Source organism: Facilibium subflavum (assembly GCF_003574485.1).
In the GTDB taxonomy this organism is placed as follows: domain Bacteria; phylum Pseudomonadota; class Gammaproteobacteria; order Francisellales; family Francisellaceae; genus Facilibium; species Facilibium subflavum.
This window is the reverse complement of sequence record NZ_QLIT01000029.1, coordinates 1-10,876: the sequence shown is the minus strand read 5'-3', so window position 1 is coordinate 10,876 and position 10,876 is coordinate 1. Positions and strand designations below refer to the sequence as shown.

The window sequence follows — 10,876 nt, the reverse complement described above, 5'->3', positions numbered from 1 at the left end:
GTTTAAAATCATTGTCCATAAACAGGTCGCCAACAGAACAGGACGCAAAGAGCCTCGGTGCAGAAAACGCAGAACAAAGGCATATCCTCCACTAAAAAAAGCTCGAGGTTTATACAAAAATGCGGCTTAACTTAGTGCCATTAGGGGCAAACTTGTTTTGTACCCCTGCCCCTCTGGCGAAGATAGCTGAAAAATGCCTGGATACTTTGTTGATCTAAACCGCTTTTCTTTTTTGCTTGCGATCTAAATTAACGAGTTTATTAATCACGCTAAGTTTCTCTTGAATGCTTTGCTGCAATTCGAAAGGATCCAGTTGTTTGTGCACTATTGCAAGCTTTATTTTTATACCACGATCAATCTGCTTAGATGCCATAACGCGCTGATAAGGTGTTTGAGGTTTATCATGTTTTTTGATGATTTTAGAACCTTCTCTATGCTTTGAAATCAGCTTGAAGTTTGGCATAAAATGATTGTTAAAAAGTGATACTTCATTTTGATACAGGTCATTTACTAAGGCAACAAGCTTCATATTGTCATAACGATGGTAACCTAAGAGCTGACGGACATGTGTCCAGTTCTTCTGCTCAACGTGCGCATTATCATTTTTGTGATAAGGTCTTGATCTTGTCATTTGGATTGATTTTCTTGCAAAATAACGCATTAAATGACGATTTAAAAACTCAGAACCATTGTCAGAATCAAAGCCTTTTAACTCAAAGGGGAGCGCTGCTTGTATTGATTTAATTGCATTAATAACGCCATGCGCACCCTTATTCCAGATGGCTCTATTTTCAGTCCAACACGTGGCAATATCTGACACCGTCAAACTCCACATAAAATCACCTGATAAGCTGTCGCCACAGTGTGCTACCGTATCGGCTTCAACAAATCCAGGAATGCTTTCATCCCATTGGTTGGTTTTAATTGGAATATGCACCTTTAATAAACTTCCTGGCTTTGTGGTGCAAAACTTCGGATGTAATCGGTAGGGTTTTAATAGTCGATTGATGGTCGCTGAACTTACTGATTGCAATTGAGTTTTAATCTCCTTAGAAAGATTACCATGATGCTTTTCATAGAAAGGCAACCATTCAGGTAGCACCATTTTTAAACGCTGTCCACATATTTGATCGCTAACAAACCAAATGTCTTTAAGCACCTTGATAAGCTCTGGCGAGTCATATTGTTTTTTCTTTCCTGGTTTTTTGCGCTTTACTTGTGTAGTACGATTAAACAAGCGAATAACTGATTTGCGATGCATTGAAAGTGTTTGGCAGGCTTGATCTAGCAATTCACTTTTTCTTGCCTTGTTCGCCACTGTATACTGCGATTTCATGTTGTTTATAATTAATTCCATAGTCAGTTTTCCCATAGATACCTTCATTTGTTAAACATGGGTAACTTCTATTATGATTTAATGAGTCATTTTTTGCGCAGTGCAACTTTTATTTCGGTAACTTTTAATTTGATTCAATTCGCTCAAGTCAACAAGCGTAAATCATATGGTTAACTAATCACATAATTTTATATAAAATTATGTGCAAAATGGTATCTTCATCGTTATTTTTTAGGCCATTGTTGCGCTGCATGCAGAATACGAAGTATTTTAATTAAAGAGCCTTTTACCTGATAGATGACAATATAGTTCGCCAAAGTGACTAACTCTCGTGTTCCTTTCACTCGGCCAACCTTACCCATTTTAGGAAACTTGAGTAAGTATAATGTTTTTGATTCAATATCATCTTTCAAATGTTGAGCGGCATCAAGATTATCATTAGAGACGTAATCAATTATTGAAAGAAGATCGTTACGTGCCAAATATGACCATTGCAACTCAGCCATATTTATGCTTTTTATTAATCATAGTTTGAACATCATCCATCACTTCTTGATGCGAGGCAGTAGGTTTTGTGTCAGTCAATGCTTCCATAACTTGAGCTTCAAACCATGCTTTATGTGCTTCTGGATCCACAGTCAAACCTACTGGCAAGCCACCTTCTTTTGTGATTCTTGTTAAAAGAATTCTCACGGCATCAGAAAGGGTTAGACCAATATTCGCAAGTGTTTTTGCCGCATCATCTTTAAGTTCATTATCAATACGAACATGTAGCATTGAAGTATTCGCCATAATAAGGTCTCCAATATATTCCTATGCTTTAAGTATATATCTCATTTGAGATACAATCAAGTTTAAGTATAAGCCAACAGATCAATTTCATGATGACCCATAATCACAGTTAACTTTAAAAATATCACATACTCAATTCGCCAGACAATGTCTGACTATTTGGATATATCAGATAACATCTTTTAATATTTTGAAGATTGATCACGCAACATTTGCGACATCAAGTATCGAAAAAGTCCGCAAACCAGCAAAATACAAGCTTTTGCAGCTTGTTTTACATTTGCGACATGTTGCGTCATATATTTTATACAATTTCCATAAACCCCATATTTAAAGCATTGATGCAATTTTACATGTCACATTACCACTGTGACTAACATTATATTATTTGCGACATTTATTAATTAATGTTCATAATACATTCTATTTTATGTGATTAGCCCTCTAAAATCTTAGCACCTAAGATTTATATTTCACTGCCTAATTGAATTTAAGTACAGAGAAGGATCATTCTCTTTACTTAATAAAATAAATGTAATATATCAGAATTTGACAAATTTTGAGCAGTTGACTGAAAATTAGACGCTCATAAATTGCGATAATAAGGACTTCTCAAGCATGGCAATGCACTTTGCTTACCAAAGTCATAAAAACAGCATGGTGAGCTTTAGAATGCGTAAATATTGAATTCAGCCAAAAACAGTTAAATTTAGTAATAGCAAAACGGAGGCCGTAGAAACATCTGCTTTCTTGACAATGAACTCATCAGTTGACATGATTTAAATCTAAATAATATCTTGAAATATCGATACTGATATCTTATGATATTTATGACACAGCAAATAAGGAGTATGATGCGATGTGGTTTAAAAATATAGCACTATTTGAATTTATCGAGCCGTTTGATTTATCATTTGAAATGATTGAAAAAAGCCTGGAAGAGCATCAGTTTAGCCCATGCTCACCATCTCAACCAATTTCAACGGGATGGATTTCACCCATATCCAAAGATTCATCGATTGCCTATGAAGCCAATGGTTTTATTATGGTGGCTTTTCAAATTCAGGAAAAGATTGTACCTGCAACGGTGATTAAAGAGATCCTCGATGAAAAAGTCGAAGAAATTGAATTGCGTGAATCCCGAAAGGTTAAAAAGAAAGAGCAAGACACTTTAAAGGAAGAAATATACCAAAGCCTGTTACCACGTGCCTTTACACGTGATACCGTAATACATGCTTATATTGACACTGCGAATGGCTGGCTTGTTGTTAATGCTTCTTCAAGCAAAAAAGCAGAAACCTTAACCGTTAATTTACGTAAAACACTGGGCAGCTTAAAAATTAGAATGCCTGATTTAATACCCGTCTCTATGCTACTGACTCACTGGATAAAAACCAATGAATATCCACAAGAGTTAACCATAGAAGATCAGTGTGTATTGCAGGACAACAACAATGATGGCGGTGTTATTCGTTGTCAGCGACAAAATTTATTTACCGATGATATTATCTCTTTAATTGATTCTGGCAGAGAAGTTACGCAATTAGCGTTGTCATGGCAAGATGAACTATCTTTTGTGCTTAATGATGAGTTTATGATTAAGTCGCTTAAATTTCTGGAGCTAGTCCAGGACAAGGCTAATGATATTGTCACTGAATCTGAGATAGAGCGGTTTGATGCTGATTTTGTCATAATGACAGAAACTCTACGTCATTTTATAGAATTCATGATGGGTGTGTTTAGCAAAAAAGCAGAAACAACAGAAGCAAGAGAAGCAAGAGAAACCGAAGAAGTCTTAACAATTAAAAGTTAGAGAAATAAAATGAGTAAGCAGGTAGCAAAGGCAGATAGCTTTGCAGCATCAAAACATAACGGACAGCTAAGAAAGTACACGGGAGAGCCTTATATTGTTCATCCTCGTGCTGTAAAAGCGCTTGTAAGTCAGGTTGATCATACCGAAGAAATGCTGATCGCTGCGTTGCTACATGACACTGTGGAAGATACTGATACAACGTTATCAGAAATAGAAGCGCTTTTTGGCAAAGAGGTTGCAGAGCTTGTTTATTGGCTAACTGATGTAAGTCAGCCAGATGACGGCAATAGAGCGATCAGAAAAGCTTTAGACAGAGCGCATATCTCAAAAGCACCACCAGCTGCTAAAACAATCAAAATAGCGGATCTAATTGATAACTCTAAATCGATTTTTCAGTATGATAAACAATTTGGTAAAGTTTACTTTAAAGAAAAGATATTATTACTGGAAGTCTTAAAAGAAGGTGATCAAACCTTACTAGATATGGCGCATCAGATTATTGCTGATCAGCATTGGGAGTGTTGAAAGATGAAAGATCAGATAAAAACAGGTGAGCTTAATACTGGCGCGATCATACATGCCTTAAAACAAATCTCTCATGGAATACAGTCTAATATTCAGGCAGAGCTAAAGAGTTACTACAAGAACCCTGACAAAGTAGTAACACAAGACTTAATTACAGAGTTTGAATATACCTTATTTCACCTGGCTGAAATGAAAGAATTAATTAGCGCTATTACTTTAAATCACTGGGACGCTAAAACCTTTACAATAAAAAATGATCTCTACGACTTTATTGAAAGCTATCTTAATAATGCGCCTCTGCATAATTTATCTGTGAAATTGCAAAATTACTCTACCCGTATTTGTATTTTTAGACCGCTAGAAATACAAATGCTTATTAATAACATTAGACATAATGCAATTAAAGCTGGCGCCACTGAGCTTTTAATACGATGTGAAGAAAACAAAATATCATTTATTGATAATGGACACGGGTTTGATTTCAATAAGCTAAGCAAGAATGACTATCTAAAAAAAGGTATTTCAACATCACACAGTACAGGTATAGGACTTGATCAATGTGTCCAAATAGCGCAAAAATTAAAAGCAAACTTTAGCATTGATAATAGGAATGATAATAGCAAAGGAGCTGCTGTTACACTGAGTTTTCAAGATAAATGAACGGGTACTGAAACATGCCAGATAAAATAGGAAAAAGAGGAAAAAGAGCAAAGCGTGATAATCTGAGTTTTGATGAAGTCGCTCAGGTATGCGAAAAATTAATGACTGATGGTGAAAAAGTCACCGTGCGCAATGTGCTTGCAGTGACAGGTGGCGGATTTGCAACCGTTTCTGATTTCATTAAACAGTGGCAGGAGCAACAGGTGGTCTCTGATGCTACAGACTTACCTAAAACACTTATTACCGCATTAAAGACGGCATATAAAAGTATGTTGAGCGAACAGGAAGAAAGCTATCAACAAAAGCTTAATCTCGAAGCACAACATACACGAGAAGCGCTCGATCAGGTAACACTGCTTGAAAAAACGTCCGCTGAACTGCAAAATGAACTGGAAAAATGCCAACATGCCACCACCTCAAAGATTATGGCACTTGAAAAAGAATTAAGTATTAGTGCTTTAAGACTGGAAGATAGCCATAAACGTGAACAGAAAATAGCTGATGAACTGAGTAAGATACGTCAGAAATTGCATGAAGTTGAAATTCAGATGGCAGTGTTGAAAACAAGAAGACAAAAAGATAAAAAAACTGAAAGCTAATACATATTATTGGACTTTCACAAAAGGATAAATGCCTTGATTTTTAATGAACCAAAAAATAAATCTGGCAAGCCAATGCTGGGTGTTCAAGTTAGCTATTTTGCTAACAACAGAGCGGCAAGCCGCTGGTTTTTAAATGGCGAGGGTGCGCCATTAACTAAAATCTCTAGCCTTCTAGGCTACACTAGCGTAAGTCAGTTTAAGCTGGCTATATCCCAACATGGTTTAGCGCTACTGATGATGAAGGGTCTAGATAAATTGAGGTCGTCAAATAATGGCTAATCAATATTCCAATGATTCATTTAAGGCGGTTGTTGAGTCAAAATATAATTTGCCCTTGAATGAGGTCCTGTATAATTTTCAGGTGCAAGGCAAGTCCTACAAAGAAGTTTGTCAAGAAACTGGTTTCAAGGAAACGACTGTTAGAAAATACACAAGAAGATATGGCTACACCTTAAACACCAAACTTGATCAAGAACCGTATAATGCACAAGCTGCAATGTCATCGATTTACAGTCAACTTAGAAGTCAAGAACTTAATCGAATCAATGTGTTGTCTAGATCGTTGAGCCATAAGAGAAAGGTGTTGTAAGGATGTTAAAATTTAATTGGCGCAAATCAAAAGAAAATACAAGCAAGCTTAGATTGGGTGCTACGGTTAGAGTTAAATGTGGTACTGAAGATCCTGACTATAAAGGTTTGGATATCTCTGACTACACAGGGATAATCAAGCAAATAGATGATGAAAATAATTTGATTTTAATCGAGCTTGACTCAGTCACATTAAAAAGAATAGATAAGAACTTTATTCGCAAAATAACAGAAGATGGCTTTGATTATCAAGAAATATGGCTAGAAAAAGATGAGGTTATTGAAGTAAAAGGTATTAATGAGCATAACGATGAAAAATAATCGCATGAACAATGACAACTGCCTGGGCGTTCTTAAAAAAATCATGCGCCAAAGTGAATCAATGACTGAAATTAAAAGGAAACAGATCATATGAGTTTATCAACATTACTTAAAAGCGAAGCATTATATCGTTATATTTTAGATAACACGCTTAACATGCAACCAGTGCAAGAGCAAATGTTAAATCAGGCTAAAAATGATGAGCTATCTGAAATGATAACAGCACCAGATCAGCTTCAATTCTTGCAAATGCTAATGAAGATGATTAATGCGAAAAAAGTCATTGAAATCGGTGTTTTCAGAGGCGTTGGCACTTTAGCGCTCGCTTTAGCATTACCTGACGATGGTCAAATATATGCGTGCGATGTAGATGACAGTAATTTACAGGAGTATAAAAAATATTGGCATGAAGCCAAGGTCAATCAGAAAATAAAATTAGAAATCGCACCTGCAATTAAAACCTTAACCAATCTAATAGAATCTGGTCACAGTGACAGTTTTGATTTTGTTTATATTGATGCTGATAAAAGCGAATATTATGAGTATTACAACTTAAGTTATAAACTCATAAGAAAAGGTGGTTTGATTGTTTTAGACAATATGCTTAGAGGTGGCAAAGTCATTGATGCAAGTATCAACACACCTAGCATAGAAGCAACCCGAGCAATAAATAAATTTATCAAGGCGGATAAAAGGGTTGAATCTATTTTAACACCCATAGGTGATGGTCTAACAATTGTTAGGAAAATTTAGCGGATGAACATTGAAGAACTTCTAAAAACAGAAGCTGGAGCTAGGGCATTAAAAGCCAAGCTCAAATCGCTGTCAGATCATGAAAAAGCAAAGCCTAATTATGCTGCGTTATGGAAAAAAGCCTGTGATGCAGTAACTGCTTTTAATTTGGCGAAGATGAAAAAAGAACTACGTGATGGCATTAAAACCAAAGACATAGATGAAAAGAATGATGAAGAATAACCGAATGAACAATGATAGCTACCTAGGCGTTCTCAAGAAAATAATGCGCCAAAAACTAGGCGAAATCAAGCAGGATCGAAACAACAAAACAAGTAAACATAATAGAAGAAAAAATGAATCTACACGCAAACACACAAAAACTAAAAAAAGCACAAGCACAGAATAAGTCCGTTTACTTACTCTATGATAATTATCAGGAAATTCGTGGCACCATAACAGAGATTGGCAATGTATTTGTTCATATTCTTTCAACAATGGATAATACCCAGTCTTTGATCCCACTTGAAATTGAGAAAATCCATCAGATCAGTTTAAGAGCTAAGTCAACTACGCCAAAAGGTGATGATCAACATGAAAACTGTCAGTCCCAATGAAGTATTTACAGTCAATCATCTAGCAATTTATACACGCTGTTACCACGAATATAAAAGAGTATTTGATCAATATTATCTGAATACAAATGTACAATGCTACGTCAATAAAGATAATAAGCCCGTTTACTTCTGTATTGATATTTCTGGTGCAAGCTTTCAAATGACACTGTTCGAGTCACTTTCTCTGGCTGAATTTTATGGAAAACTCAAGTTATTCATCGAATTTAGAGAATACTCAGGTGATGCAGTGGACGATATGACAGAACATCTTGATTGGCTTATCCAGAATAATATTCAATTTAATACCATTAAGCATGATATTGGTGAGATGTGGTGTTTTCTTTCAACGGGCGATTCGCACTTTGGTAAAGCGGAGGTGCTCAACATGTACAGAAATATTTATCGCATGGTCGATAACAGTATTCTTACTAGTGCACAAAACGAAGATGATTATACTCATGGATAAAATTCCTAACTTGATTCTTGGTAATGAGCTTGAAGCAACTGCTCAGGAGGAGCTAAAAAATGCTTACACGAAAGGCTTAGAGATTGAACAGAAATCACGTGCCAACAATACCATCAAGCGCTACCAATCGGCATTTAAAGTACTTCAAAGCTATTGTGATGGCTTTAAGGTGACATCAATGCCACTTACCCCAGAAATTGCCTATGCCTTTTTCGTCTACCTGCATGACCAGAGCTATAGCTGGTCAACAATTGCAGTTATTAAAGCATCAATAGACTACCATCATAAAACACAGGGACATCTGTCACCTTTAGCACACCCCAGAATAGACACACTGCTTCAAGGTATTCAGCGCGACATCAGCAGAAATCAAAACGCATCTGATCCAGTCACCTATGATATGCTCATTAAAATTATTGACCGTATGAATGGTAACGATCTCTTAAGTGTACGTGACCGAGCACTTTTGCTTGTTGGCTTCTCTGGCGGATTTCGTGCCTCTGAGCTTCTGGCATTAAAAAATGAGGACGTAAATTTTGATGACGCTCACGGCATGATTGTCACCATAAGACAGTCTAAAACAGATCAACTGGCTAAGGGTCATGAGGTTGCAATACCATTTAATTCAAAATCGACCCGACATTGTCCAGTTAATGCATTGCAGCATTGGCTAGAGGCAATTGATCTGACAGATGAAGAATATATTTTTAAGTCACTGCACAAAGGTGGTTGCAAAGTCAGAAATGAGCAGCTCTCTTACGAAGGATTCTATCGATTATTTAAAAAGAGATGTCAGCAGGCAGGTCTCAATACAACTAACCTCTCACCGCATGGATTACGCTCTGGCTTCAACACCAGTGCAGCACTGGCCGGTGCTAATCTGGTCAAAATGCGTGAAATCACTAATCAGTCACTTAATACGCAACAACGATATATCAAAAAAGTTAACCTATTCGATCAAAATGCTAATTATAGTATCTATGAGCACTTTAAAGCTAACCAAAATAGAGTATTTAAGTAATGAGAGTAATCAAAATTTTTAATAAAAAATTAAATCTATGGCAATTACATATGAGTTTTAAAGAAAATATAGCTTTAACAATGGTTTTCCTTATTGGCCTATTATTCTATGGGTATGAATTTTTTCTAAGATTAATTAATGGTGCTTATGAAAAACAAATAGTGGAATATTTCCATCTATCTTCAAAATTTGACTACTCCTTTCTTGTGTCAAGCTATAGTCTGACTTATCTATTGATGCAGATTCCTTGTGGGATTATTTTAGATCGATTTGAAAGTAAATATGTTTTCTCGTTTGCCATTTTGATATGTGGCCTTGGAAATATTATTTTCTTGTCGCCAGTATATAGCATTGCGGTTATAGGAAGGTTATTAATTGGTTTTGGGTCTGCATTTGCATTTATAGGCGTTTTGAAGATATCAAGAGAATATTTTAGCAGCACCTATTTTTCATTGCTTGCGAGTATAGCAATATCATTTGGTACACTTGCAGGAATATTCTCTCAACAAATAAGTGTCTTCTTATCAGATACAGGTATAGACTGGAAAATTATTTTTTTGATCTCAGGTTTAGTTTCTTTGCCATTAGCCTTGATATCATTTGTCGTATTATCACAAAAAAAGCGCAAGAGCATTAACTTTTTCAATGGCTATGGCATAGATACATATTTATCTTTGATAAAGAATAAACTTCTTTGGTTAAATTCAGCGTGGGGAGGATTTATATATATTCCAACTGTGATATTATCAGCACAATTTGGTGTATTATTTTTCTCTGACATTTATGGGTTTAATCAATACCATGCAGTCAAAGAAATATCATTTTTGCTAATGGATTGGGTCGTTTTTTCACCAATAATGATTCTGCTAGCAAAGTTATTTGGTATGGCAAAGGTTATTATTTTATCTTCTGTTATCTCTGTAGTAATAATATTCTCGTTGACAATGAATGTGGATTTATTTCGGGTTAATATTAGTATTTTAGTCTTTTTATTAGGCTGTTTTTCAGCTGCTCAAGTCCTGGTCTGGCAATTATTTAATAAATTTTGTAAGCCTGAGTTTACTGCCTTAGGAATTGCTTTGACAAATATGATTATCACTGGAATTACTGAGTGCGGCCAATTATTTAGTGGCTTTATTATGGATAAAAATAATTTAATACATTGGCTTATCCACGAAGGAATTATTTATAAAGTGGTACAAGTTAATATTTTAATATTTATGCTCTCAATCATACTTGGTATTACTCTAATGGCACTAAGTTAAGCCGCATTTTTGTATAAACCTCGAGCTTTTTTTAGTGGAGGATATGCCTTTGTTCTGCGTTTTCTGCACCGAGGCTCTTTGCGTCCTGTTCTGTTGGCGACCTGTTTATGGACAATGATTTTAAACAGTTGTCTGAGT

General features: G+C 35.7%; 16 protein-coding genes. 13 read left to right on the top strand and 3 right to left on the bottom strand.

From position 1 onward, the window contains the following. Positions 1 to 214: 214 nt before the first annotated feature. The 3 genes from DNK84_RS02370 to DNK84_RS02360 all read right to left on the bottom strand — a co-directional run bounded on the left by DNK84_RS02370 (position 215) and on the right by DNK84_RS02360 (position 2,128). Positions 215 to 1,357 (bottom strand): DDE-type integrase/transposase/recombinase, encoded by a 1,143-nt coding sequence (locus DNK84_RS02370; RefSeq protein ID WP_208123236.1) that lies wholly within the window; start codon positions 1,355 to 1,357, stop codon positions 215 to 217. A gap of 203 nt (positions 1,358 to 1,560) precedes the next feature. Then, complete coding sequence (locus tag DNK84_RS02365) at positions 1,561 to 1,842, bottom strand: type II toxin-antitoxin system RelE/ParE family toxin (RefSeq protein ID WP_119342976.1); 282 nt, start codon at positions 1,840 to 1,842, stop codon at positions 1,561 to 1,563. Then, on the bottom strand, positions 1,835 to 2,128 hold the full coding sequence (locus tag DNK84_RS02360) for a type II toxin-antitoxin system RelB/DinJ family antitoxin (protein WP_119342975.1): 294 nt from the start codon (positions 2,126 to 2,128) through the stop codon (positions 1,835 to 1,837). Before DNK84_RS02360 ends, DNK84_RS02365 begins: the two co-directional genes overlap by 8 nt. A gap of 859 nt (positions 2,129 to 2,987) precedes the next feature. Between DNK84_RS02360 and DNK84_RS02355 the strand changes: the two genes are divergently transcribed. From DNK84_RS02355 to DNK84_RS02300, 13 genes are all read left to right on the top strand, one after another. After that, complete coding sequence (locus tag DNK84_RS02355) at positions 2,988 to 3,941, top strand: recombination-associated protein RdgC (protein WP_119342974.1); 954 nt, start codon at positions 2,988 to 2,990, stop codon at positions 3,939 to 3,941. A 9-nt stretch (positions 3,942 to 3,950) separates the two neighbouring features. Continuing rightward, complete coding sequence (locus DNK84_RS02350) at positions 3,951 to 4,466, top strand: HD domain-containing protein (protein ID WP_119342973.1); 516 nt, start codon at positions 3,951 to 3,953, stop codon at positions 4,464 to 4,466. Between the two features lie 3 nt (positions 4,467 to 4,469). Continuing rightward, on the top strand, positions 4,470 to 5,126 hold the full coding sequence (locus DNK84_RS02345; protein WP_119342972.1) for an ATP-binding protein: 657 nt from the start codon (positions 4,470 to 4,472) through the stop codon (positions 5,124 to 5,126). A 14-nt stretch (positions 5,127 to 5,140) separates the two neighbouring features. Further along, positions 5,141 to 5,725 carry a DNA-binding protein gene (locus tag DNK84_RS02340; protein WP_119342971.1) on the top strand — a complete coding sequence of 195 codons (585 nt, stop codon included), beginning with the start codon at positions 5,141 to 5,143 and terminating at the stop codon, positions 5,723 to 5,725. Between the two features lie 36 nt (positions 5,726 to 5,761). Continuing rightward, positions 5,762 to 6,007, top strand: a complete 246-nt coding sequence (locus DNK84_RS02335; RefSeq protein WP_119342970.1) for a hypothetical protein — start codon at positions 5,762 to 5,764, stop codon at positions 6,005 to 6,007. Further along, entirely contained in the window at positions 6,000 to 6,317 is a 318-nt protein-coding gene (locus DNK84_RS02330; RefSeq protein ID WP_119342969.1) for a helix-turn-helix domain-containing protein, read from the top strand. The genes DNK84_RS02335 and DNK84_RS02330 overlap by 8 nt, the downstream gene beginning before the upstream one ends. Positions 6,318 to 6,319: 2 nt before the next feature. Continuing rightward, positions 6,320 to 6,637: a hypothetical protein gene (locus DNK84_RS02325; RefSeq protein WP_119342968.1), complete on the top strand. Its 318-nt coding sequence runs from the start codon at positions 6,320 to 6,322 to the stop codon at positions 6,635 to 6,637. A gap of 90 nt (positions 6,638 to 6,727) precedes the next feature. Continuing rightward, a complete protein-coding gene (locus tag DNK84_RS02320) occupies positions 6,728 to 7,390 on the top strand; it encodes an O-methyltransferase (RefSeq protein ID WP_119342967.1) in 663 nt (220 codons plus the stop codon). 3 nt (positions 7,391 to 7,393) lie between these two features. After that, positions 7,394 to 7,612, top strand: a complete 219-nt coding sequence (locus DNK84_RS02315) for a hypothetical protein (RefSeq protein WP_119342966.1) — start codon at positions 7,394 to 7,396, stop codon at positions 7,610 to 7,612. Positions 7,613 to 7,725: 113 nt separating this feature from the next. Next, positions 7,726 to 7,986, top strand: a complete 261-nt coding sequence (locus DNK84_RS02310) for a hypothetical protein (RefSeq protein ID WP_119342965.1) — start codon at positions 7,726 to 7,728, stop codon at positions 7,984 to 7,986. Then, positions 7,964 to 8,452: a hypothetical protein gene (locus DNK84_RS14185; RefSeq protein WP_162902163.1), complete on the top strand. Its 489-nt coding sequence runs from the start codon at positions 7,964 to 7,966 to the stop codon at positions 8,450 to 8,452. The genes DNK84_RS02310 and DNK84_RS14185 overlap by 23 nt, the downstream gene beginning before the upstream one ends. Continuing rightward, positions 8,445 to 9,473, top strand: coding sequence for a site-specific integrase (locus DNK84_RS02305; RefSeq protein WP_162902162.1), 1,029 nt, complete (start codon positions 8,445 to 8,447; stop codon positions 9,471 to 9,473). Before DNK84_RS14185 ends, DNK84_RS02305 begins: the two co-directional genes overlap by 8 nt. 50 nt (positions 9,474 to 9,523) lie before the next feature. Beyond that, on the top strand, positions 9,524 to 10,738 hold the full coding sequence (locus DNK84_RS02300) for an MFS transporter (protein ID WP_162902161.1): 1,215 nt from the start codon (positions 9,524 to 9,526) through the stop codon (positions 10,736 to 10,738). Positions 10,739 to 10,876 lie beyond the last annotated feature (138 nt).

What these genes read in the sequence shown, in the direction of transcription:
- DNK84_RS02350 (WP_119342973.1), top strand. Translation starts at nt 3,951, where the DNA reads ATGAGTAAGCAGGTAGCAAAGGCAGATAGCTTTGCAGCATCAAAACAT.
- DNK84_RS02360 (WP_119342975.1), bottom strand. Translation starts at nt 2,128, where the DNA reads ATGGCGAATACTTCAATGCTACATGTTCGTATTGATAATGAACTTAAA.
- DNK84_RS02320 (WP_119342967.1), top strand. Translation starts at nt 6,728, where the DNA reads ATGAGTTTATCAACATTACTTAAAAGCGAAGCATTATATCGTTATATT.
- DNK84_RS02370 (WP_208123236.1), bottom strand. Translation starts at nt 1,357, where the DNA reads ATGGAATTAATTATAAACAACATGAAATCGCAGTATACAGTGGCGAAC.
- DNK84_RS02340 (WP_119342971.1), top strand. Translation starts at nt 5,141, where the DNA reads ATGCCAGATAAAATAGGAAAAAGAGGAAAAAGAGCAAAGCGTGATAAT.
- DNK84_RS02305 (WP_162902162.1), top strand. Translation starts at nt 8,445, where the DNA reads ATGGATAAAATTCCTAACTTGATTCTTGGTAATGAGCTTGAAGCAACT.
- DNK84_RS02365 (WP_119342976.1), bottom strand. Translation starts at nt 1,842, where the DNA reads ATGGCTGAGTTGCAATGGTCATATTTGGCACGTAACGATCTTCTTTCA.
- DNK84_RS14185 (WP_162902163.1), top strand. Translation starts at nt 7,964, where the DNA reads ATGAAAACTGTCAGTCCCAATGAAGTATTTACAGTCAATCATCTAGCA.
- DNK84_RS02300 (WP_162902161.1), top strand. Translation starts at nt 9,524, where the DNA reads ATGAGTTTTAAAGAAAATATAGCTTTAACAATGGTTTTCCTTATTGGC.
- DNK84_RS02355 (WP_119342974.1), top strand. Translation starts at nt 2,988, where the DNA reads ATGTGGTTTAAAAATATAGCACTATTTGAATTTATCGAGCCGTTTGAT.
- DNK84_RS02325 (WP_119342968.1), top strand. Translation starts at nt 6,320, where the DNA reads ATGTTAAAATTTAATTGGCGCAAATCAAAAGAAAATACAAGCAAGCTT.
- DNK84_RS02345 (WP_119342972.1), top strand. Translation starts at nt 4,470, where the DNA reads ATGAAAGATCAGATAAAAACAGGTGAGCTTAATACTGGCGCGATCATA.
- DNK84_RS02315 (WP_119342966.1), top strand. Translation starts at nt 7,394, where the DNA reads ATGAACATTGAAGAACTTCTAAAAACAGAAGCTGGAGCTAGGGCATTA.
- DNK84_RS02330 (WP_119342969.1), top strand. Translation starts at nt 6,000, where the DNA reads ATGGCTAATCAATATTCCAATGATTCATTTAAGGCGGTTGTTGAGTCA.
- DNK84_RS02310 (WP_119342965.1), top strand. Translation starts at nt 7,726, where the DNA reads ATGAATCTACACGCAAACACACAAAAACTAAAAAAAGCACAAGCACAG.